Below are 21,962 nucleotides of genomic sequence, written 5' to 3'. Positions count from 1 at the left end.
GAGACCAGCGCGGGGACGGACTCGGGGGCGCGGAGGTCGGCGAGGAGGCGCACGGGGTGGAGGGCGTAGGCCGTGCGGAGGGGGTTGGTGGCGAGGGCCGCGGCGGCACGGGCCGTGCGCGGGTCGCCGAGGCGGGCCAGGGCGTGCGCGGCGGTGGCACAGCGGACCGGGTCGCGGTAGTTCAGGAGGAGGACGAGGGTTTCGAAGGCGCGGCGGTCGCCGGCGCAGCCGAGGGTGAAGGCGGCGATCTCTCGGGTCCACAGCGGGCGCTCGACGGCCGTGAGCATTCTGGCCAGCTCTTCTCTGCCCGCCGGGGTGTTCTTGCGGGCGAGGCCGAGCAGGCGTTCGTAGGTGACGAGATCGGCCGGTGACCGCAGCTCCCCCCGTACCCGGTCGGTCAACTCGTGGAATCGGTCTTCCATTTGCGATGCTCCTCCCCCGCTGCCTCGGCGTGGCCCGCGCCACAGATTAATTCCCCCTCTTCCCCCTGGCGCTTGCCATTACCCGCGAGTTAATGTGCCGGTACGAGCAGCACCCCTGCTCCGGCGGCCTGGTGACGCAGCCGCCATGAGTGAAGTCGGTTCGGCACCGCACAGCACGACAACAGCGGAGTGACCGGCCGTGGTCCCGGGACAGGGCCCGCCGCGCAACTCCTTCCGTACACGCTCCTCGACCGCATCCCTCGATGGCGTCGACCGCATCGACAGCGGCGACCACGTGTGCGCTCACCTTCAGTCGTCACTTCTCCCCTGCCCGCAGGGGAACACCCTCAGGAGTCTCGCGATGGGCCTCTCGTCCACCCCTGATTCGCCCCTGTCCCCCGCCACCGCCGCCTCCGGTATCGCCACCGTCGCCGTCGTCGGCCTCGGCACGATGGGTACCGGCATCGCCGAGGTGCTCGCCCGCGCCGGCCGCGAGGTCATCGGCATCGACATCGACGACACCGCGGTCCGCCGCTCGGTCACCGCCCTGGAGGCGTCCACCGCCCGCGCCGTGCACCGCGAGCGGATCACCGAGCGGGAGCGGGCCGATGTGCTGGCCCGGTTCCGTACCTTCTCCGATCTGCAGGCCGCCGCCGAGGCGGATCTGGTGATCGAGGTGGTGCCGGAGGACTACGAGCTCAAGCGGCAGATCGTCAACGCCCTGGACGGCATCGTCCGTCCGGACACCGTGCTGGCCACCGGCACCAACTCCCTCTCGGTGACCCGGCTGGCCGCCGACTCGCAGCACCCGGAGCGCGTGCTCGGCCTGCACTTCTTCAACCCCGCACCGGCCATGAAGCTGGTCGAGGTGGCCTCCTCCGTGCTGACCGCGCCCACGGCCGTGGCCGCCGTCACCGAACTCGCCCGCGAGCTGGGCAAGGACCCGATCGCGGTGGGCGACCGCCCCGGATTCGTCGCCGACGGCCTGCTCTTCGGGTACCTGAACCAGGCCGCCGCGATGTACGAGTCCAAGTACGCGACCCGTGAGGACATCGACGCGGCGATGCGCCTGGGCTGCGGGCTGCCCATGGGGCCGCTCGCGCTGCTGGACCTCATCGGCATCGACACCGCCCGTACCGTCCTGGAGGCGATGTACGCCGCCTCGCACGACCGGCTGCACGCGCCGGCGCCCATCCTCGGCCAGCTCTCCGAGGCGGGGCTGACGGGCCGCAAGGCGGGCCGTGGCTTCTACACGTATGAGGCGCCGGGCTCCGCGACGGTCGTGGCCGACGCGGACACTCCGGCCGCGGCCGGGGAGCAGTCCGGGGCCCGTACGGTCCGCAGCGTCGGCGTGGCCGGTTCCGGGACGATGGCCAGCGGCATCGCGGAGGTCTTCGCGAAGGCCGGCTACGAGGTCGTGCTCGCCGCGCGCAGCCAGGAGAAGGCGGAGAAGGCCAAGGCCCGGATCGAGAAGTCGCTGGCCAGGTCGGTGGCCAAGGGCCGGATGACCGAGGAGGTCCGGGACGCGGCGCTCGCCGCGATCACGCCGGCGGGCTCGCTGGACGCCTTCGCGGACGTGGACCTGGCCGTCGAGGCGGTGGCCGAGGACCTGGAGATCAAGCAGCAGCTGTTCGGGACGCTGGACAAGGTCTGCAAGCCGGGTGCGGTGCTGGCCACCACGACCTCCTCGCTGCCGGTCGTGGCCTGCGCGCGGGCCACTTCGCGGCCGCAGGACGTCATCGGGATGCACTTCTTCAACCCGGCGCCCGCCATGAAGCTGGTGGAGGTCGTGCGGACGGTCCTGACGGCGGATGACGTGCACGCGACCGTGCGCGCGGTGTGCGCCAAGGTCCGCAAGCACCCGGTGGACTGCGGCGACCGGGCGGGCTTCATCGTGAACGCGCTGCTCTTCCCGTACCTGAACAACGCGATCAAGATGGTGCAGGAGCACTACGCCTCGCCGGACGACATCGACGCCGCGATGAAGCTGGGCGGCGGCTACCCGATGGGCCCGTTCGAACTGCTCGATGTGGTGGGCCTGGACGTCTCGCTGGCCATCGAGAAGGTGCTGCACCAGGAGTTCCGCGACCCGGGCCTGGCCCCGGCGACGCTGCTGGAGCACCTCGTGGCCGCAGGCTGCCTCGGCCGCAAGACCGGCCGCGGCTTCCGTGAGTACGCCAAGCGCTGACGCCGGGGGCGACTGGGGCGGCTGGGGCGGGCTGCTGGAGCCGGGAGGCGGCCCTCCCGCGGCCTCCCGGTCGCCCGTCCCCCGGGCGAATGGCGCAGGCCGAGGGATTATGAAGTACCGTCCCCACATGTCCCAGCCCGCTCGTACGCAGCCTTCAGACGGTCCCGACACCACGACGCCCGGCTCCCGCCGCGCGGCCGCCCAGCGGCTCAAGATGCGCCGCGAATTGGCGGCGGCGGCGATGGAGCTGTTCGCGACCAAGGGCTACGAAGCGACGACCGTCGATGAGATCGCCGCGGCGGCGGGAGTCGCCCGGCGGACGTTCTTCCGCCACTTCCGTTCCAAGGAAGAGGCGATCTTTCCCGACCACGACGACACCCTCGTGCGGGCCGAGGCCGTGCTGGACGCGGCGCCCGCGCACGAGAACCCGCTGGACACGGTGTGCCGCGGCATCAAAGAGGTCATGCGGATGTACGCGGCCTCGCCGGCCGTGGCCGTGGCCCGCTACCGCCTGACCCGCGAGGTGCCCACGCTGCGCGAGGCGGAGATCGCCTCGGTGGCCCGGTACGAACGGCTCTTCACGCGCTATCTGCTGGGCCACTTCGACGAGGGCGCGCACCGCGAGGGCAACGACGATCCGCTGCTCGCGGAGGTCGCCGCGTCCGCCGTGGTCACCGCGCACAACCACGTACTGCGGCGCTGGCTGCGGGCGGGCGCGCAGGGGGACGTGGAGACGCAGCTCGACCACGCTTTCGCGATCGTCCGCGAGACGTTCGGCACGGGCATCGGGGCCGGCCGTACGCCCGCGGGACCGCCGCCCGCCGCGACGGCGGCCCGGGAGGGCGAGGTGCTGGTGACGGTGGCCCGTACGGACGCCCCGCTCAGCGAGGTCATGCGCACGATCCAGAAGGCACTGCGCGAGCACAAGTGATCAAGTAGCAACAGCAGACGGAAGCGCCGTCACGCCCTGGGCGTGGCGGCGCTTCGCTATGCGACCCACGAGTAACAAACGTCACGTGCCACGCCCCGCGGCGGCGGATCGTCCGCTTTTGCGGTGGTTTTTGTTGCTCATGCGTGCCGCATGGATGACATCTGAGAGAAATTGTTGGCACCGAGTGCCTTGTCGACTGGCACGCGGTGTCATACGTTGATGTTGTCCGGGCGGCCGGTGCACCCGATCTTCGGCGTACCGGTTGTCCCCGCGAACCACTGGTCCGCGCGCCCGGATGCCTGCGTCACAGGCAACCTCCCGCGCACACCCGCGCCTGCCGAGCACCACACAGCCGAACCGACGGCACCGCCTTCGCACCACCCCCGACGTTCCCTCAAGCCGTTCGTGCTTCGCCGGAGGCATACCGTGAACCACATTCTTGACGCGATCACCGCGCCCGACAGCAACCGCGAGGACTTCGCGAACCTGTCCATCCCCGAGTCGTACCGCGCGGTCACCGTGCACAAGGACGAGGCCGAAATGTTCGCCGGCCTCCCCAGCCGGGACAAGGACCCGCGCAAGTCGCTGCACCTCGACGAGGTGCCGGTGCCCGAGCTGGGCCCGGGCGAGGCCCTGGTCGCCGTCATGGCGTCCTCGGTCAACTACAACTCCGTCTGGACCTCGATCTTCGAGCCGGTGTCGACCTTCGCCTTCCTGGAGCGGTACGGCAAGATGTCGCCGCTCAGCAAGCGCCACGACCTGCCGTACCACGTCATCGGCTCCGACCTGGCCGGCGTCGTGCTCCGTACCGGCCCCGGCGTGAACTCCTGGCACCCCGGCGACGAGGTCGTCGCGCACTGCCTCTCCGTCGAGCTGGAGTCCTCCGACGGCCACAACGACACGATGCTCGACCCCGAGCAGCGCATCTGGGGCTTCGAGACCAACTTCGGCGGCCTCGCCGAGATCGCGCTCGTCAAGTCCAACCAGCTGATGCCCAAGCCGGACCACCTGACCTGGGAGGAGGCGGCGGCTCCGGGCCTGGTCAACTCCACCGCGTACCGCCAGCTGGTCTCCCGCAACGGCGCCGGCATGAAGCAGGGCGACAACGTCCTCATCTGGGGCGCGTCCGGCGGCCTGGGCTCGTACGCCACCCAGTTCGCGCTGGCCGGCGGCGCCAACCCGATCTGCGTCGTCTCCAGCGAGGACAAGGCGGAGATCTGCCGGAAGATGGGCGCCGAGGCGATCATCGACCGCAAGGCCGAGGGCTACAAGTTCTGGAAGGACGAGAGCACCCAGGACCCGAAGGAGTGGAAGCGCTTCGGCAAGCGCATCCGCGAGCTCACCGGCGGCGAGGACATCGACATCGTCTTCGAGCACCCCGGCCGCGAGACCTTCGGCGCCTCCGTGTACGTCACCCGCAAGGGCGGCACCATCACCACCTGCGCCTCGACCTCCGGCTACATGCACGAGTACGACAACCGCTACCTGTGGATGTCGCTGAAGCGCATCATCGGCTCGCACTTCGCCAACTACCGCGAGGCGTGGGAGGCCAACCGCCTGATCGCCAAGGGCAAGATCCACCCGACGCTGTCGAAGACGTACTCCCTGGAGGAGACCGGCCAGGCCGCGTACGACGTGCACCGCAACCTCCACCAGGGCAAGGTCGGCGTCCTCGCGCTGGCCCCCGAGGAGGGCATGGGCGTCCGCGACCACGAGAAGCGCGCGAAGCACCTCGACGCCATCAACCGCTTCCGGAACGTCTGAACCGTCTAAGAGGGCGAAGACACATGACTGAGCGTCAGAAGGATCGTCCGTGGCTGATGCGGACGTACGCCGGGCACTCCACCGCCGAGGCGTCCAACGAGCTGTACCGGCGTAACCTCGCCAAGGGCCAGACCGGCCTGTCGGTCGCGTTCGACCTCCCGACGCAGACCGGTTACGACCCCGACCACGTGCTCGCCCGCGGCGAGGTCGGGCGGGTCGGGGTCCCGGTCTCCCACCTCGGCGACATGCGCCGGCTGTTCCAGGACATCCCCCTGGAGCAGATGAACACCTCGATGACCATCAACGCCACCGCGATGTGGCTGCTGGCGCTGTACGAGGTGGTCGCCGAGGAGCAGGGCGCGGACATCTCCAAGCTGTCCGGGACCACGCAGAACGACATCGTGAAGGAGTACCTGTCGCGGGGCACGCACGTGTTCCCGCCCGGGCCTTCGCTGCGGCTGACCACCGACATGATCACGTACACGGTCGCGCACATCCCCAAGTGGAACCCGATCAACATCTGCAGCTACCACCTGCAGGAGGCCGGGGCCACGCCGGTGCAGGAGATCGCGTACGCGATGTCCACCGCCGTCGCGGTGCTGGACGCCGTACGGGACTCCGGGCAGGTGCCGGCGGAGAAGTTCGGCGACGTCGTCGCGCGGATCTCCTTCTTCGTGAACGCGGGCGTCCGCTTCGTCGAGGAGATGTGCAAGATGCGCGCCTTCGGCCGCATCTGGGACAGGATCACGCGCGAGCGGTACGGCATCGAGAACCCCAAGCAGCGCCGCTTCCGGTACGGCGTCCAGGTCAACTCCCTGGGCCTGACCGAGGCGCAGCCGGAGAACAACGTCCAGCGGATCGTCCTCGAAATGCTGGCCGTCACGCTCTCCAAGGACGCCCGCGCCCGCGCCGTGCAGCTGCCCGCCTGGAACGAGGCACTGGGCCTGCCCCGGCCCTGGGACCAGCAGTGGTCGCTCCGTATCCAGCAGGTCCTCGCGCACGAGTCGGACCTGCTGGAGTACGAGGACATCTTCGCCGGTTCGCACGTCATCGAGGCGAAGGTGGAGTCGCTGGTCGAGGAGTCCCTGGCCGAGATCGACCGGATCCAGGAGATGGGCGGCGCGATGGCCGCCGTCGAGTCCGGCTACCTCAAGTCCCAGCTGGTCGCCTCGCACGCGGAGCGGCGCGGCCGGATCGAGGCCGGCGAGGAGAAGATCGTCGGCGTCAACTGCTACGAGTCGACCGAGCCCAACCCGCTCACCGCCGACCTGGACACCGCGATCATGACGGTGGACCCGGAGAACGAGGCGCGGGTCGTGCAGGCGCTGCACGAGTGGCGGGACTCCCGCGACGAGCACCGGGCGCAGGAGGCCCTCTCCGCGCTGAAGAAGGCGGCGGCCGGGGACACCAACCTCTTCGCGGCTACTCTGGAGTGCGCCAGGGCCGGTGTGACGACCGGGGAGTGGGCCTGGGCCCTCCGGGACGTCTTCGGCGAGTTCCGGGCGCCCACGGGCGTCTCCAGCGCCCCGCTGGCCGTCGCGGCCGAGCAGGGCACCCCGCTCGCGGCCGTCCGCGAGAAGGTCGCCCGTACGGCCGAGGAGCTCGGCAGCGGAAAGCTGCGCCTCCTGGTGGGCAAGCCGGGCCTGGACGGGCACAGCAACGGGGCCGAGCAGATCGCCGTACGGGCCCGTGACGCGGGCTTCGAAGTGGTCTACCAGGGCATCCGGCTGACCCCCGAGCAGATCGTCTCGGCGGCCGTCGCCGAGGACGTGCACTGCGTCGGCCTGTCCATCCTCTCCGGCTCGCACGCCGAGCTGGTGCCGGACGTACTGGCCCGGCTGCGCCGCACCGGCGTCGACGACATCCCCGTCATCGTCGGCGGCATCATTCCCTCGGCGGACGCGGCAGCGCTGCGCGAGGCCGGTGTCGCCGCCGTTTTCACCCCGAAGGACTTCGGTATCACGGAGATCATCGGCCGTATCGTCGACGAGATCCGTACCGCGAACAAGCTCGATCCCCTGGAGGTCCCCGCATGACCAGCCCTGTGAACCGTCTGCGTCCGCGCCGCTCCTGCCTCGCGGTCCCCGGCTCCAACCCGCGCTTCCTGGAGAAGGCCCAGGGCCTCGCCGCCGACCAGGTCTTCCTGGACCTGGAGGACGCCTGCGCGCCGCTCGCCAAGCCGGACGCGCGGCACAACATCGTGAAGGCGCTCAACGAGGGCGACTGGACCGGCAAGACGCGCGTGGTGCGGGTCAACGACTGGACCACCCACTGGACGTACCGGGACGTCATCACGGTCGTCGAGGGCGCGGGCCCGAACCTGGACTGCATCATGCTGCCGAAGGTCCAGGACGCCCAGCAGGTTGTCGCGCTGGATCTCCTCCTGACCCAGATCGAGAAGACCATGGGCTTCGAGGTCGGCCGGATCGGCATCGAGGCGCAGATCGAGAACGCGCAGGGCCTCAACAACGTCAACGAGATCGCGCAGGCGTCGCAGCGCACCGAGACGATCATCTTCGGCCCGGCCGACTTCATGGCGTCCATCAACATGAAGTCGCTGGTCGTCGGCGAGCAGCCGCCCGGCTACGGCGCCGACGCCTACCACTACATCCTGATGAAGATCCTGATGGCGGCCCGCGCCAACGACCTCCAGGCGATCGACGGTCCCTACCTCCAGATCAAGAACGTCGACGGCTTCCGCGAGGTCGCGGGCCGCGCCGCCGCGCTGGGCTTCGACGGCAAGTGGGTGCTCCACCCCGGCCAGGTCGAGGCCGCCAACGAGGTCTTCTCGCCCTCGCAGGAGGACTACGACCACGCCGAGCTGATCCTCGACGCGTACGACTACTGCACCTCCGAGGAGGGCGGCAAGAAAGGCTCCGCGATGCTCGGCGACGAGATGATCGACGAGGCCAGCCGCAAGATGGCGCTGGTCATCGCGGGTAAGGGACGCGCCGCCGGCATGCAGCGCACCAGCAAGTTCGAGGCTCCGGAGGCGTAAGCGCGATGCAGTTCGGCCGCACCTACGAAGAGTTCACCGTCGGCGACGTGTACAAGCACTGGCCCGGCAAGACGGTCACCGAGTACGACGACCACCTCTTCTGTCTGCTCACCATGAACCACCACCCGCTCCACATGGACAGCAATTACGCGGAGTCCACGACCGACTTCGGCAAGAACGTGGTGGTCGGGAATTACATCTACTCGCTGCTGCTGGGCATGTCGGTGCCGGACGTCTCCGGCAAGGCGATCGCGAATCTCGAAATCGAATCGCTGAAGCACGTGGCGCCGACCTTCCACGGCGACACGATCTACGGTGAGACGACCGTGCTGGACAAGACGCCGTCGAAGTCGAAGAACGACCGCGGCATCGTCCACGTCGAGACCAAGGGCTACAAGCAGGACGGCACGCTCGTCTGCGTCTTCCGGCGCAAGGTGATGGTGCCGACGGCCACGTACATCAAGGAGCGCGGCGGCGAGCAGCCCGGCCGTCCGGAGCTCCGGACCCCTGCGGCGAAGGAGAAGTAGCCATGGCGCGTCTCGCACAGACCGAGGGTCTGACGGACATCCAGCGGGAAATCCTCTCCACGGTCCGCGATTTCGTGGACAAGGAAATCCTGCCGGTCGCGACCGAGCTGGAGCACAAGGACGAGTACCCGGCGCAGATCGTCGAGGGCCTCAAGGAACTGGGCGTCTTCGGGCTGATGATCCCGGAGGAGTACGGCGGTCTCGGCGAATCCCTGCTGACCTACGCCCTGACGGTCGAGGAAATCGCCCGCGGCTGGATGTCGGTGTCCGGCATCATCAACACCCACTTCATCGTGGCGTACATGCTCAAGCAGCACGGCACGCAGGAGCAGAAGGACTACTTCCTTCCGAAGATGGCGGCCGGTGAGATACGGGGCGCCTTCTCGATGTCCGAGCCGGCGCTGGGCTCCGACGTGTCCGCCATTTCCTCCAAGGGCGTCAAGGACGGCGACGAGTACGTCCTCAACGGCCAGAAGATGTGGCTGACGAACGGCGGTTCGTCCACGCTGGTCGCGGTCCTCTGCAAGACGGACGAGGGCCACCCCGAGGGCACGGCCCCGCACAAGTCGATGACGACCTTCCTCGTGGAGAAGGAGGCCGGCTTCGGCGAGGTCCGTCCGGGACTCACCATTCCGGGCAAGATCGAGAAGATGGGCTACAAGGGCGTCGACACGACCGAGCTCATCATGCAGGACCTCCGGATCCCGGCGAATCGCGTGCTCGGCGGCGAGACCGGACGTGGTTTCTATCACATGATGGACGGCGTCGAGGTCGGCCGGGTGAACGTCGCGGCGCGTGGCTGCGGCGTCGCGCAGCGTGCATTCGAACTGGGTGTGGACTATGCCCAGCAGCGGCACACCTTCGGCAAACCGATCGCAAAGCATCAGGCCATCCAGTTCAAATTGGCCGAAATGGCGACAAAGGTCGAGGCGGCCCATGCGATGATGGTCAATGCCGCCCGCAAGAAGGACTCCGGTCAGCGGAACGACCTGGAGGCGGGCATGGCGAAGTACCTCGCCTCCGAGTACTGCAAGGAGGTCGTGGAGGACGCCTTCCGCATCCACGGCGGCTACGGCTTCTCCAAGGAATATGAAATCGAACGCCTGTACCGAGAGGCGCCCATGTTGCTCATCGGTGAAGGTACCGCTGAGATCCAGAAAATGATCATCGGGCGCCGGCTACTCGAGGAGTACCGCATCCAGGGGTGAATGTCCGTTTCGGGGTGTTTTCTTCGAGAAGAAGATCACACCCCGTCACCGGACTTCGGGCACGGATTGGCGTTGGCTCTTGGCCAGTTGCCGCTCGCAACCGATAGCATCCCCGGAAAGCCGCCGTCCCCCATCCCTACGCGGCATCCTCCGCTACGAAGGTCATCCATGCCCCACAGCCAATCCTCTGCACACCGCGGTCGCGTCCGCCTCGCGCGCGGAGCGTCGCCGTGGCTCCTCCCGACCGTCGCAACGGCAGCGGTCAGCCTGGCCCGCTCCCGGCGCTCGGGACGCTGGGCCGCCGTCGCCGTGCCCGCCACCGCTCTGGCGGCGGGCATGCTGTGGTTCTTCCGCGACCCCGAGCGTGACATCGCTCAGGGCCGCGTCATTTCCCCGGCCGACGGCGTGGTGCAGAGCATCATGCCGTGGAAGGACGGGCGCACCCGCGTCGCGATCTTCATGAGCCCGCTGAACGTCCACGTGAACCGCGCGCCGCTGGCCGGCACGGTTACGTCCGTCGAGCACATCCCCGGCGGCTTCGTTCCGGCGTTCAACAAGGAGAGCGAGAACAACGAGCGGGTGGTCTGGCACTTCGACACCGAGATCGGTGATGTCGAGATGGTGCAGATCGCCGGTGCGGTGGCCCGCCGCATCGTTCCGTACGTCCCGGAGGGCACCAAGGTCGAGCAGGGCGAGCGCATCGGTCTGATCCGCTTCGGCTCGCGCGTCGACGTGTACCTGCCCGAGGGCGTCGAGGCCGCGGTCGAGGTCGGCCAGGCCACCACAGCGGGGGTGACTCGTCTTGACCGTGATTGATCCCGATACCCAGGCGGGCTGGGCGGCCGAGGAGGAGGACGACGACATGCCGCTGTCGACGCGGCTGTCGATAGCGGACACGCTCACGCTCGGCAACGCGATCTGCGGCTTCATGGCGGTGTACTTCACCACCACCGGCGTCCTGATCCCGCACCTGACGGGCACCGAGGACGGCGGCATGGCGCGCCACAGCGCCGCCATGGCGGTCATCCTGATGCTGCTCGCGTCGGTCTTCGACCTGTTCGACGGCCTGGTCGCGCGCAAGCTGCGGGCCTCGGCGATGGGGGCCGAGCTCGACAACCTCTCCGACCTGATCAGCTTCGGCCTGGCACCGGCGTACTTCGTGGTGACCTGGGGCATGGTCGCGCAGGACGCGAACCAGCGGGTCTCGGTGGTCGCGGCGGTGGTGGTGCTGCTGGCGGTGATCCTCCGCCTCGCCCGCTTCTCCTGCGTGACGGTGCCGAACGGCATGTTCCAGGGCATGCCGAGCCCCTTCGGGGCACTGACCGTCGTGGCGATCGTGCTGCTGGAGCTGCCGTTCCTGCCGACGCTGCTGGCGATCATCGGCGTGGCGTGGCTGATGGTGAGCCGGGTGGAGTACCCGAAGCCGCGGGGCCGCCTCGCGGTCGCGATGCTCTCCTGGATCGTGGCGAGCATGGCCATGCTGGCGGCGTGGGCGCTGGACGCACCGGCCGGCCAGCTGCTGCTGCAGACCGGCTGCGCGCTGCAGGTCGTGACGGGCGCGATGATTCCGCTCTTCGCCACGGCGCGGCGGGTGAATACGTTCCGGGACAATCGACGCGAGGCGCGGGCAGCGCAGCTGCCGTAGTTCCGGCGGCGGACGGCCGACGTACGGAGGCCCGGTACGAACCTTGGGTTCGTACCGGGCCTCCGGTGTTTGTGCGCCCGGGCGGGTCCCGCCGCGGGCGGTCGGCCGCCGGCCGGGTGCACCGCCGCTGTGGCTGGTCGCGCAGTTCCCCGCGCCCCTGAGCCGGCCCTTCGGGCCGAGAAATCCAGCCCGTCCGGCGTTTGAGGACCGGGGGTCCGGGGGCAGAGCCCCTGGTTTCGGGAAGGGGCGGGCCGGGGCAGATTTGGCCTACGCCAGGAAGTCCCGGGCCAGGGACTCCGCTGCCTGCTCGAGGAGCGGGCCCGCCTGGGCCATGGAGCGGGCCGGGTCCGATTCCAGCGCGGAGAGAGGGTACGCGCGGGCGATGCCCGCCTGGAGAAGCGCCGAGGGCGGAAGCGCAAGGCGGCCGCAGACCGCGACGACGGTCAGGCCGCGGGCGCGGGCCGCCGCGGCCACGCCCGCCGGGGCCTTGCCGTGCAGCGTCTGCTCGTCCAGCGACCCCTCGCCGGTGATCACGAACGTGGCCCGCTCCAGCGCAGGCCCGAACCCGAGCACGTCGAGCATGACGTCGATGCCGGGCCGGAACGTCGCCCCCAGCCCGACCAGCGCCCCGTACCCGATGCCGCCCGCCGCGCCCGCGCCCGGCGCCAGCGCGTACTCGGCGGCCTTCGGGCCCACCGCCGCCTCCAGCACCTTCGCGTAGTGCGCCAGCGCCGCGTCCAGCGTGGCGACGTCCGCCTCGGTCGCGCCCTTCTGCGGGCCGTAGACGGCGGGCGCGCCCTTCGGGCCGGTCAGCGGGTTGTCGACGTCGCTGGCGAGCACGATCTCCGTGGTGGCCAGGCGCGGGTCGAGGCCGCTGAGGTCGGCGGTGGCGAGGCCGGCGAGCGGTCCGCCGCCGGGCGCGACCGGCTCCCCCGTACGGTCCAGGAAGCGCGCGCCGAGCGCCGCGAGCATCCCCGCGCCGCCGTCGTTCGTGGCGCTGCCGCCGACGCCGAAGACGATGGAGCGGGCGCCCGCGTCCAGCGCGGCGCGCAGCAGCTCCCCGGTGCCGTACGTGGTGGCCGTCAGCGGCGCGAAGACGCCCTCCGGGAGGTGCTGGAGCCCGGACGCCTCGGCCATCTCCACCACGGCCGTGCCGTCGGCGCTCAGCGCGAACGTGGCCTCGACGGGCTCCCCGACGGGCCCGGTGACCCGCGCCTCGTGCCGGGTGAAGCCGGCGGCCAGCGCCGCCGCGACCGTGCCGTCCCCGCCGTCCGCGACCGGGACGGCCGCCACGGAGAGGTCCGGTACCGCGCGCCGCAGCCCGGCCGTGACGTGCTCGGCGACCTCGACGGCCGTCAGCGAGCCCTTGAACTTGTCCGCGGCGATCAGCACGTGTGCCGCCGGTGCCTCTGTCGTTGCTGCGTCCACGTCCGCCACCCTGACTCCCCTTGCCGTCGAACTGCAGTCGCGCCGCTGTGACCCTATCCGGCGGTGGGCAGGGAGAACAGAGACGGCGATCACGTTTTCCACGAAGCGGATTTATTTTTCCACTTCACTACGGTCGTACGGTACCCCGCGTCCGGGCGCCGCGTCCCGGTTCGCCGCGTCCCGGTTCGGCGCGTTCGGGCCCGCGCGCACCCCCGCGTACTTCGGTACACCTGTACCCATGACGTCGCCGCAATGCAGTACGCCGCCCGGCCTCGCCGACCGGATCCACGGCGGCTGGCTCGGCCGGATCGCCGGGAACATGCTGGGCAAGCCCGTCGAGCACGGCCGCCTGTGGACCCGCGAGCGCATCGACCAGTACCTGCGCCGCACGGGCTCGCTGCCGCTCACCGACTACCTCCCCCCGCCGCCGACCGCCGAGGACGCCGAACAGCTGCGCCCCGAGTGGCGGAGCTGCGTACGCGGCCGGGTCGACGGCAGCTGCCGCGACGACGACATCGACTACTCCGTGCTGGTACTGGACCTGCTGGAGACCCACGGCACGGACTTCACCACCGAACAGCTCGGCACGCTCTGGCTGGCCCGGCTGCCGTACCTGCAGACCTTCACCGCCGAGCGGGCCGCGTACCGCAACCTCGCCACCGGCATCCAGCCCCCGCTCGCCGCCACCACCGACAATCCGTACCAGGAGTGGATCGGCGCGCTGATCAGGGCGGACGTGTACGGCTGGGTCTCCCCCGGCCGGCCCCGCCGGGCGGCCGCGCTGGCCCGCCGGGACGCGGTCCTCTCGCACACCGGCAATGGCGTGTACGGCGCGATGTGGGCGGCCGCGCTGATCGCGGCGGCCTTCGAGGCGAGCGGGCCGGGCGAGGCCGTGGAGGCGTCGCTGGCCCGCATCCCCGCGAACAGCAGGCTGGCACGTACGGTCCGGCACACCATGGCGCTGTACGAATCGGGCGTCGCCTGGGCGGACACGCTCGCCGAGATGGAGCGCGAGGTCGGGCATCTGCACTGGATCCACGTGGTCCCGAACGCCGCCGTGCTCACCGCCGGACTGCTCTACGGCGAGGGCGACTTCACCTCCACGATCGCGCTGACCGTACGCGGCGGCCTGGACACCGACTCGAACGGCGCGACGGCCGGCTCGGTGGCGGGCGTGCTGTGCGGCGCGGCGGCGATCCCGCCCCAGTGGACGGAGCCGCTGCACGACCGCCTGCGTACCGCCGTCTTCGGCTTCGACGGCATACGGATCAGCGAACTGGCGGAGCGTACCTGCCGGCTGGCGACCGGAGCGCCGGCCGAGTGACGGCATCAGCCGCCGCGGCGGGCGCTCAACTCGCCGGTTCCGTCTGGTGATACGTCTGGTGGGCGGTCCGGCCGTCCGACGTGGTGCTGAGGTGCTCCAGCACGTCCTCCAGCAGGTCCACGTCGCCGGTGCGCACCAGCGACCCGGTGTTCGGACCGGTGACGACATGGGGTGCGGCGCCGCCCGTCACGGCGAACGCCGCCGCCAGGCCGAATGCCGCATACGCCGGGCGTCTCATCGTGGGCTCCGTCCGTCGGTACGGGTGGGTCCCATGGTGCCAACAGCGCCTGCCGGGAAGGCGTTAGGCTCGCGGAGTGACCTTGGATTACGCCGCATACATCGCAAGTCTGCCCCGGGTTCTCGCGGGCGCCGGAACCATTTTCCGCGACGCCGCCGGGCACGTCCTGCTCGTCGAGCCCAACTACAAGGACACCTGGATCCTGCCCGGCGGGACGGTGGAGTCCGACCAGGGCGAGTCGCCGCGGCAGGCGGCCCGCCGGGAGACCGCCGAGGAGATCGGCCTGGACATCGAGCCGGGCGCGCTGCTGGCGGTCGACTGGGTACGCGGCCGGCAGCGCCCGCCGCTGGTGTCGTACCTCTTCGACGGCGGAGTGCTGGACGAGGACCAACTCGCCGCGATCCGCCTTCAGGAGGAGGAACTGCTCTCCTGGCGCCTGGTGGACCCGGCGGAGCTGGGCGGTTATGTGGACGGGCCGATGGCGCTGCGGCTGGGCGCCGCGCTGGACGCGCTGGCGGACGGCCGCGGGCCGGCCGAGCTGGAGGACGGCGTACCGCCGCGGCGCCCGGCGTAGCCCGCGGCCGCCGTCACGCGGCCGCCGTCACCTCCCGCTCGAAGTCCAGCAGGTGACGCTTGCGGTCCAGGCCGCCGCCGTAGCCGGTCAGGCCGCCGCCCGCACCGACGACGCGGTGGCAGGGCACGATGATCCCGATCGGGTTCTTGCCGTTGGCCAGCCCCACCGCGCGGGCGGCCGACGGCTTGCCGAGCCGGCCGGCCAGTTCCCCGTACGAGAGCGTCTCGCCGTACGGGATCTCGCACAGCGCCGCCCACACGCGCCGCTGGAACGGCGTCCCGTCGAGGCGGAGCGGCAGGTCGAAGGCGGTCAGCTCGCCGGCGAAGTACGCCCGCAGCTGCCGGATCGCGCCGGCGAACGGCTCGGCCGCCGGCTCCTCCGGGTGCCCGAAGGTCTCCTGTGGCGGCCGGTGCCGCTGGTCGGTCATGTACAGGCCGGTGAGCGCGCCGTCCCGGGCGACCAGGGTGAGCGGCCCCACAGGCGTGCCGTCCATGACGGTGTACGTACGAACAGTCATTACTGGTCCCCCAGTTGTCAGTGGCTCTCAGTTGTCAGTGGCCCTCAGCCGGCGGGCAGGTGGTTGATCGGGTGGTCGTCGGTGGCCCAGAGGTACTGGACCGCATACGCGCGCCAGGGGCGCCAGGCGGCTGCCCGGCCGAGCAGCGCGGCCGGCGTGCCGGGCAGCCCCAGGCCCTGCGCCGCGCGGCGCACGCCGAGGTCGGTGGCGGTGAACGCGTCGGGATCGCCGAGCGCCCGCATCGCGATGCACTCGACCGTCCAGGGCCCGAAGCCGGGCAGCGCGGCCAGGCGGGCGCGGGCCTCCTCGCGGTCGCTGCCGGGCCCGAGTTGCAGCTCCCCGTCGGCCAGCGCGGCGACCAGTCCGGTGAGCGTGGCGCGCCGGGTGCGCGGCATCGCGAGGATCTCCGGATCCAGCTCCGCCAGCGCGGCCACGCTCGGGAAGAGGTGGGTGAGGCCGCCCTCGGGGTCCTCGATCCGCTCCCCGTACGCGGCGGCCAGCCGCCCCGCGTGCGTACGCGCCGCCGCCGTCGACACCTGCTGCCCGATCACCGCCCGTACCGCGAACTCGTCGGCGTCCACGGTCCGCGGCACCCGCCGCCCCGGCGCCTTGGCGATCAGCGGCGCCAGTACCGGGTCGTCCGCCAGCAGCGCGTCCACCGCCTCGGGGTCGGCGTCCAGGTCGAGCATCCGGCGGCAGCGGGCGATGGCCCCGGCCAGGTCGCGCAGGTCGGTCAGGGAGAGCCGGCAGTCGATGTGTCCGGGGCGCGGGGTGAGCGCCACGATGCCGTGTCCGTACGGAAGGCGCAGGGTGCGGCGGTACGCGCCGTCCCGCCACTCCTCCACGCCGGGGACGGCGGTGGCGGCGAGGTGCCCGAAGAGGTTGTCGGGGCACAGCGGCTTACGGAAGGGGAGGCGGAGGGCGAGGGTGGTGAGCGCCTGGGAGTCCGGTGCCCCGGGCTGCGGGCCCGGCACGGCGGCCGGGCGCGCGGGCCGTACCCGCTGCCGCAGCTCGCTCGGTGACAGCGCGAAGACCTCCCGCACGGTGTCGTTGAAGGTCCGGATGGAGGCGAACCCGGCGGCGAAGGCGATCTCCGCCATCGGCAGCGCGCTGGTCTCGATGAGCAGCCGCGCGGTCTGGGCGCGCTGGGCCCGGGCGAGGGCGAGCGGCCCGGCGCCCAGCTCGGCCAGCAGCTGGCGCTCGACCTGCCGCGGGCTGTACCCGAGGCGCGCTGCCAGCCCCGGTACGCCGTCCCGGTCCACCACCCCGTCGCCGATCAGCCGCATGGCCCGCGCGACTGCGTCGGCCCGCTCGTTCCACTGCGGGGACCCGGGACTGGCATCGGGACGGCACCGCTTGCAGGCCCGGAAACCGGCCTGCTGCGCGGCGGCGGCACTGGGATAGAAGCGCATGTGGGCGGGTTTGGGAGGGACCACCGGGCAGCTCGGCCGGCAGTAGATCTTCGTCGTGGTGACGGCGGTGAAGAACCACCCGTCGAAACGGGCGTCCTTGGACTGCACGGCGCGTACGCACCGCTCGGTGTCGGTGTGCATGCCTCAAGGATTTCGCAGGCGACGCGAGGTGGCTGGCGAAAATCCGACATGGACGTGGGGCGGCCGACCGGTCCGCCGGGTTCGGCCGTGCGCGGTACGCCGAGGACGCCCCGGGCACCCCCGCTGCCGCATGATGGATATGGGTGATATCGGGACAGGACGGCTGAACATGACAGCGGACGGCACAGTGGACAGACCCGGAGCCCGGGAAGCCGGCTCCGGCGGATGGCCGGCGTCGCTCGACATCGCGGCGACCGCCGCGCTGCTCCTCGACGCCCGGGGGCGGGTGGAGAGCTGGCCGGAGACAGCCCGGCGGCTGCTGGGCCATTCCGCCGCCGAGGTCGTCGGGCGGCGCGCCGCCGATCTGCTCGCCCCGGACGACGCGGCGCGGCTGCCCGCACTGGCCGCGGAGTGCCGGGAGCACGGCAGCTGGTCGGGGCTGCTCTCGGCGCGTCGCGCGGACGGCGGCAGGGCCGGTATCCAGGTACAGGTGGTTCCGCCGGCCGAGGGCACGGGGTGGGAGCACTGGCTGGTCCTCGCGGCCGCGGCGCCGCCCCTGCACGGCTGGGAGATGAGCCGGGCGGCACTGGAGCGGATGGTGAGCCAGTCGCCCATCGGCATGGCCATCGTGGACACCGACCTGCGGTTCGTGTGGTCGAATCCGGCGCTGGAGCAGTACGGCGGCGGGCCCCCGGCCCAGCGCATCGGACGGCGGCTGGGCGAGGTCCAGCCGGGCCTGGACGCCGAGGCGCTGGAGACGCAGATGCGGCGGGTCCTGCGCACCGGCGAACCGCTGACCGGTTACGAGCATGTCGGACGAATACTGGCCGACCCGCAGCACGAACGTGCCATGTCGATGTCCTTCGTACGCCTGGACGACCTCGAAGGCCGCCCGATCGGCGTCTGTTACACCGTCGTCGACGTCACCGAGCGCTACCGCTCCCGGCATCAGCTCGCCCTGCTGGACCGGGCCAGCGAGTACATCGGCCGCACCCTCGACGTCATGCAGACCGCCCAGGACCTGGCGGACATCGCCGTGCCCGAGCTCGCCGACTTCGTCGTCGTGGACCTGCTGGACTCCGTGGTCAGGGGCGAGGAGCCGCAGCCGGGACCGGTCGCCGACGCGGACACCGTTCCGCTGCGCCGCGGCGGCCAGCAGTCGCTGCGCGAGGGCGTGCCGGAAGCGGTGGTACGGATCGGCGACCTGGCCACGTACCACGCGTGGTCGCCGCCCGTCCGCTGCCTGGCCGGCGGGCAGTCGTGGCGGGCCGAGCGCCTCGACCCGCTCGCCCCGGAGTGGGCGGCCGACATTCCCGGCGGGCGGCACAAGCACTTCATGGAGCTGGGGCTGCACTCCTCGCTGGTGGTGCCGGTCAGGGCGCGCGGCACGACCCTGGGCGTGGCCACCTTCTTCCGTATTCAGCACGACGAGCCCTTCGGCGCGGACGATCTGCGCCTGGCGGAGGAGTTCGTCGCCAGAGCCGCGGTGTGCATGGACAACGCCCGCCGCTACACCCGCGAGCGCGAGGCGGCGCTCTCCCTGCAGCGCAGCCTGCTGCCGCACAGCGTCCCCGAGCAGAACGCCGTCCGTGTGGCCTCCGCGTACCGGCCGGCCAACGAGCTGGGCGACGTCGGCGGCAACTGGTTCGATGTGATCCCGCTGTCCGGGGCCAGGGTGGCGCTGGTGGTGGGCGATGTGACGGGCCACGGCATCGACGCCGCCGCCACGATGGGCAGGCTGCGTACCGCCGTACAGACCCTGGCAGCGCTCGACCTGCGGCCCGAGGAGCTGCTGGCCCACCTCGACGACCTGGTGGACCGGGTGACGCGGGAGGGGAACGGCGGCAGGGCGGAGGCCGGGAACCCGGCGCTGGGCAGCAGCTGCCTCTACGCGGTGTACGACCCGGTCGCGCTGACCTGCACCATGGCCGGCGCGGGACATTCCGCGCCCGCCCTGATCACGCCCGACGGCACCGTCGCCCTTGCGGAACTGCCGGCGGGCCCGTGCCTCGGCGTCGACGGCCTGCCGTTCGAATCCGTGGAGCTCCGGGTCGCCGAGGGCAGCGTGCTCGCGCTGTACACCGCCGGGCTGACCTCCGGCGCCGCGCCGGGACCCGACGGACAGACCGGCACCGAGCAGCTGCTGGCCGCCCTCGCGGCGCCCGAGCGGTCGCTCGACGCGCTGTGCGCGCGGGTCATCGAGGAGCTGGTGCCGGCGCGGCCGCAGGACGACGTCACCCTGCTGCTGGCCAGGACGTGCGCCCTGGACGCCGCCCGGCACGCTTCGTGGGAGCTGCCCACCGATCCGGCGACCGTCGCCGAGGCGCGGGCCACCACCACGCGGCAGCTGGCGCGCTGGGGCCTCGACGAGCTGGCCTTCACCACGGAGCTGGTGGTCAGCGAGCTGGTCACCAACGCGATCCGGTACGGGGGCGGGCCCATCCGGCTGCGGCTGATCCTGGACCAGGTCCTGACCTGCGAGGTCTCCGACGGCAGCAGCACTTCGCCGTACCTGCGGCACCCGAACACGACCGACGAAGGCGGCCGCGGGCTCTTCCTGATCTCCCAGTTCACCGAGCGGTGGGGCACCCGCTACACCACCGAAGGCAAGGTCATCTGGACGGAACAGGCACTCACCCCGGGTGAGGGCGGGGCTGCACTCTGAGCCCCGGGCGCAACGGCGGTACAGGAAATGTCTTTGCGACATTCTATTGACAGGACATTTAAACAAGGGCCATCTTTCTGCCCACGGATGTCGACCCAGGGCAGGAGACGGCAATGAACGTCACGGACGGCGCATCGGCGCGCACCGCACCACCCCCTCTCGGCGGGGACACACCACAGCCGGTACGTCGCCGCCTGCGTGTCATCACCGTCATCGCGACCTTCGGCGGGCTCCTCTTCGGATACGACACGGGCGTCATCAACGGCGCCCTGCCGTACATGAAGGACGACCTCGGGCTCACCCCCTTCACGGAGGGCCTGGTCACCAGCTCGCTGCTGCTCGGCGCCGCACTCGGCGCGGTGGCCGGCGGCAAGCTCTCCGACGCCCGGGGGCGCCGCCGCAACATCCTCGTTCTCGCCGTGCTGTTCTTCTTCGGCGCTCTGGGCGCGTCCCTCGCGCCGAGCACCGAGGTCATGATCCTGGCGCGCTTCGTGCTCGGCCTCGCGGTCGGCGGCGCGTCCGTGGCCGTCCCCGTCTACCTGGCGGAAATCTCGCCCGCCGAGTGGCGCGGCGGGCTGGTCACCCGTAACGAACTCATGATCGTCAGCGGCCAGTTGCTCGCCTTCTCCTCCAACGCGGTCCTTGCCAACCTGGGCGGCGAGTCCAGCGGCATCTGGCGCTGGATGCTCGTCCTCGCGACCCTCCCCGCCGTCGTGCTGTGGTTCGGCATGCTGGTCATGCCGGAGAGCCCGCGCTGGCTGGCCGCGCAGGGCCGCTTCAACGACGCCTTCGAGGTGCTGAAGCAGGTCAGGTCCCAGCAGCGGGCCGAGGCCGAGCTGAGCGAGGTCTCGGCCCTCGCCGTCAGGGACGAGCAGGAGAAGATCGGCGGCTGGAAGGACCTGCGGGCCACGCCCTGGATCCGCCGCCTGATGTGGGTGGGCTTCGGCATCGCCGTCGTCCAGCAGATCACCGGCGTCAACACAATCATGTACTACGGCACCCAGATCCTCACCGACGCCGGGTTCGCCGCGGACAGCGCACTCACCGCGAACATCGCCAACGGCGTGATCTCGGTGCTCGCCACCTTCGTGGGCATCTGGCTGCTGGGCCGGATGAACCGCCGCCCGATGCTGATGGCCGGTCAGCTCGGCACGATCGCCGCGCTCCTGCTGATCGGCATCTTCTCCATGACGCTGCCCGCGGGCGACGCCCGCGCTTACGCGGTGCTCGCCATGACCGTCACCTTCCTCGCCTTCCAGCAGGGCGCGATCTCCCCGGTCACCTGGCTGATGCTCTCCGAGCTCTTCCCGATGCGAATGCGGGCGTTCGGCATGGGCGTCGCGGCCGTGGTCCTGTGGCTGACCAACTTCGCGATCGGCCTGGTCTTCCCCTCCATGGTCGCCGGACTCGGCGTCTCCGGCACGTTCTTCCTCTTCGTCGCCCTCGGCGTCCTCGCCCTCGCCTTCGTCAAGCGCTACGTGCCCGAGACGAAGGGCCGCACCCTGGAGGCCCTGGAGACGGAGCTGCAGGAGCGGTACTCGTAAGAGCCTGTGAGCCGTGGCCGGCCGTGCTCAATCACCTCGCGCGCGGCCCATCGCCGCCTCGAACGCCGCGTACGCCCGCTCGTCGAAGAGGACGAACCGCACCTCCTCCACGCTCGTCTCCACGCTCCGTACCGTCTCGACGGCGATCCGCGCCCCGTCCTCCAGCGGCCAGCCGTACACGCCCGTCGAGATCGCCGGAAACGCGACCGTCTGCGCGCCGAGACCGGCCGCCACCCCCAGGGACTCGCGGTAGCAGGAAGCGAGCAGTGCGGACCGGTCCTCCTCACGGGAGTACACCGGGCCCACCGTGTGCACGACCCAGCGGGCCGGCAGGTCGCCCGCCGTGGTCGCCACCGCCTGGCCGGTGGGCAGTCCGCGGCCGTACCGGGACGCGCGCAGCGCCCGGCACTCCTCCAGGATGCGCGGCCCGCCCCGC

Annotated in this window: 19 protein-coding genes; 13 read left to right on the top strand and 6 right to left on the bottom strand. The window is 71.2% G+C overall.

The genetic code is table 11. The features are described from left to right. Positions 1-422 (bottom strand): HEAT repeat domain-containing protein (locus CCS38_RS04955; protein ID WP_223731962.1); only part of this gene is annotated, 422 nt, incomplete at its 3' end. Between the two features lie 361 nt (positions 423-783). On the opposite strand from CCS38_RS04955, the gene CCS38_RS04950 reads away from it, so the two are divergent. The 9 genes from CCS38_RS04950 to pssA all read left to right on the top strand — a co-directional run bounded on the left by CCS38_RS04950 (position 784) and on the right by pssA (position 11,683). Next, positions 784-2,610: a 3-hydroxyacyl-CoA dehydrogenase family protein gene (locus tag CCS38_RS04950; protein ID WP_223731961.1), complete on the top strand. Its 1,827-nt coding sequence runs from the start codon at positions 784-786 to the stop codon at positions 2,608-2,610. A gap of 127 nt (positions 2,611-2,737) precedes the next feature. Beyond that, the gene (locus tag CCS38_RS04945; protein WP_223731960.1) at positions 2,738-3,541 is read left to right on the top strand and encodes a TetR family transcriptional regulator; all 804 of its coding nucleotides are present in this window, start codon (positions 2,738-2,740) and stop codon (positions 3,539-3,541) included. A gap of 426 nt (positions 3,542-3,967) precedes the next feature. Next, on the top strand, positions 3,968-5,305 hold the full coding sequence (ccrA, locus tag CCS38_RS04940; RefSeq protein WP_223731959.1) for a crotonyl-CoA carboxylase/reductase: 1,338 nt from the start codon (positions 3,968-3,970) through the stop codon (positions 5,303-5,305). A gap of 23 nt (positions 5,306-5,328) precedes the next feature. Beyond that, positions 5,329-7,341, top strand: a complete 2,013-nt coding sequence (locus CCS38_RS04935; protein ID WP_263301704.1) for an ethylmalonyl-CoA mutase — start codon at positions 5,329-5,331, stop codon at positions 7,339-7,341. Beyond that, positions 7,338-8,303, top strand: coding sequence for an HpcH/HpaI aldolase/citrate lyase family protein (locus CCS38_RS04930; RefSeq protein ID WP_223731958.1), 966 nt, complete (start codon positions 7,338-7,340; stop codon positions 8,301-8,303). Before CCS38_RS04935 ends, CCS38_RS04930 begins: the two co-directional genes overlap by 4 nt. 5 nt (positions 8,304-8,308) lie before the next feature. Further along, positions 8,309-8,830, top strand: a complete 522-nt coding sequence (locus tag CCS38_RS04925) for a MaoC family dehydratase (protein ID WP_223731957.1) — start codon at positions 8,309-8,311, stop codon at positions 8,828-8,830. Positions 8,831-8,832: 2 nt separating this feature from the next. After that, entirely contained in the window at positions 8,833-10,038 is a 1,206-nt protein-coding gene (locus CCS38_RS04920; RefSeq protein WP_223731956.1) for an acyl-CoA dehydrogenase family protein, read from the top strand. Between the two features lie 168 nt (positions 10,039-10,206). Further along, complete coding sequence (locus tag CCS38_RS04915) at positions 10,207-10,854, top strand: phosphatidylserine decarboxylase (protein ID WP_031060608.1); 648 nt, start codon at positions 10,207-10,209, stop codon at positions 10,852-10,854. Further along, a complete protein-coding gene (gene pssA, locus CCS38_RS04910) occupies positions 10,841-11,683 on the top strand; it encodes a CDP-diacylglycerol--serine O-phosphatidyltransferase (protein ID WP_030252842.1) in 843 nt (280 codons plus the stop codon). The genes CCS38_RS04915 and pssA overlap by 14 nt, the downstream gene beginning before the upstream one ends. Before the next feature lie 267 nt (positions 11,684-11,950). Here the strand turns inward: pssA and CCS38_RS04905 are convergent, their stop codons facing one another. Beyond that, positions 11,951-13,075 (bottom strand): glycerate kinase, encoded by a 1,125-nt coding sequence (locus CCS38_RS04905; protein WP_223731963.1) that lies wholly within the window; start codon positions 13,073-13,075, stop codon positions 11,951-11,953. Between the two features lie 274 nt (positions 13,076-13,349). Between CCS38_RS04905 and CCS38_RS04900 the strand changes: the two genes are divergently transcribed. After that, the gene (locus CCS38_RS04900) at positions 13,350-14,435 is read left to right on the top strand and encodes an ADP-ribosylglycohydrolase family protein (RefSeq protein ID WP_223731955.1); all 1,086 of its coding nucleotides are present in this window, start codon (positions 13,350-13,352) and stop codon (positions 14,433-14,435) included. Positions 14,436-14,460: 25 nt separating this feature from the next. Here the strand turns inward: CCS38_RS04900 and CCS38_RS04895 are convergent, their stop codons facing one another. Next, the gene (locus tag CCS38_RS04895; RefSeq protein ID WP_223731954.1) at positions 14,461-14,673 is read right to left on the bottom strand and encodes a hypothetical protein; all 213 of its coding nucleotides are present in this window, start codon (positions 14,671-14,673) and stop codon (positions 14,461-14,463) included. A gap of 76 nt (positions 14,674-14,749) precedes the next feature. Between CCS38_RS04895 and CCS38_RS04890 the strand changes: the two genes are divergently transcribed. After that, complete coding sequence (locus CCS38_RS04890; protein ID WP_223731953.1) at positions 14,750-15,247, top strand: NUDIX domain-containing protein; 498 nt, start codon at positions 14,750-14,752, stop codon at positions 15,245-15,247. A gap of 13 nt (positions 15,248-15,260) precedes the next feature. On the opposite strand, the gene CCS38_RS04885 is transcribed toward CCS38_RS04890, so the two are convergent. Continuing rightward, positions 15,261-15,764: a methylated-DNA--[protein]-cysteine S-methyltransferase gene (locus CCS38_RS04885; protein WP_223731952.1), complete on the bottom strand. Its 504-nt coding sequence runs from the start codon at positions 15,762-15,764 to the stop codon at positions 15,261-15,263. Positions 15,765-15,808: 44 nt separating this feature from the next. Then, positions 15,809-17,317: a DNA-3-methyladenine glycosylase 2 gene (locus CCS38_RS04880; RefSeq protein WP_223731951.1), complete on the bottom strand. Its 1,509-nt coding sequence runs from the start codon at positions 17,315-17,317 to the stop codon at positions 15,809-15,811. A gap of 169 nt (positions 17,318-17,486) precedes the next feature. On the opposite strand from CCS38_RS04880, the gene CCS38_RS04875 reads away from it, so the two are divergent. Together CCS38_RS04875 and CCS38_RS04870 are read left to right on the top strand one after the other, a co-directional pair. Next, entirely contained in the window at positions 17,487-19,982 is a 2,496-nt protein-coding gene (locus CCS38_RS04875; RefSeq protein WP_372456993.1) for a SpoIIE family protein phosphatase, read from the top strand. Positions 19,983-20,095: 113 nt separating this feature from the next. After that, positions 20,096-21,526, top strand: coding sequence for a sugar porter family MFS transporter (locus tag CCS38_RS04870; protein ID WP_223731949.1), 1,431 nt, complete (start codon positions 20,096-20,098; stop codon positions 21,524-21,526). Between the two features lie 27 nt (positions 21,527-21,553). On the opposite strand, the gene CCS38_RS04865 is transcribed toward CCS38_RS04870, so the two are convergent. Further along, the coding region (locus CCS38_RS04865) for an O-acetyl-ADP-ribose deacetylase (protein WP_223731948.1) at positions 21,554-21,962 on the bottom strand (409 nt) is incomplete at its 5' end.

The sequence above is a fragment of the Streptomyces purpurogeneiscleroticus genome, assembly GCF_020024005.1.
GTDB lineage: Bacteria > Actinomycetota > Actinomycetes > Streptomycetales > Streptomycetaceae > Streptomyces > Streptomyces purpurogeneiscleroticus.
The sequence above is the reverse complement of the archived record's forward strand: the minus strand, read 5'-3'. Positions and strand labels throughout refer to the sequence as shown.

Coding starts and splice junctions, on each gene's coding strand:
- CCS38_RS04885 (WP_223731952.1), bottom strand. CDS start 15,764: ATGACTGTTCGTACGTACACCGTCATGGACGGCACGCCTGTGGGGCCG.
- CCS38_RS04870 (WP_223731949.1), top strand. CDS start 20,096: ATGAACGTCACGGACGGCGCATCGGCGCGCACCGCACCACCCCCTCTC.
- CCS38_RS04880 (WP_223731951.1), bottom strand. CDS start 17,317: ATGCACACCGACACCGAGCGGTGCGTACGCGCCGTGCAGTCCAAGGAC.
- CCS38_RS04915 (WP_031060608.1), top strand. CDS start 10,207: ATGCCCCACAGCCAATCCTCTGCACACCGCGGTCGCGTCCGCCTCGCG.
- CCS38_RS04925 (WP_223731957.1), top strand. CDS start 8,309: ATGCAGTTCGGCCGCACCTACGAAGAGTTCACCGTCGGCGACGTGTAC.
- CCS38_RS04875 (WP_372456993.1), top strand. CDS start 17,487: ATGACAGCGGACGGCACAGTGGACAGACCCGGAGCCCGGGAAGCCGGC.
- CCS38_RS04935 (WP_263301704.1), top strand. CDS start 5,329: ATGACTGAGCGTCAGAAGGATCGTCCGTGGCTGATGCGGACGTACGCC.
- CCS38_RS04920 (WP_223731956.1), top strand. CDS start 8,833: ATGGCGCGTCTCGCACAGACCGAGGGTCTGACGGACATCCAGCGGGAA.
- CCS38_RS04895 (WP_223731954.1), bottom strand. CDS start 14,673: ATGAGACGCCCGGCGTATGCGGCATTCGGCCTGGCGGCGGCGTTCGCC.
- CCS38_RS04930 (WP_223731958.1), top strand. CDS start 7,338: ATGACCAGCCCTGTGAACCGTCTGCGTCCGCGCCGCTCCTGCCTCGCG.
- CCS38_RS04900 (WP_223731955.1), top strand. CDS start 13,350: ATGACGTCGCCGCAATGCAGTACGCCGCCCGGCCTCGCCGACCGGATC.
- CCS38_RS04945 (WP_223731960.1), top strand. CDS start 2,738: ATGTCCCAGCCCGCTCGTACGCAGCCTTCAGACGGTCCCGACACCACG.
- CCS38_RS04950 (WP_223731961.1), top strand. CDS start 784: ATGGGCCTCTCGTCCACCCCTGATTCGCCCCTGTCCCCCGCCACCGCC.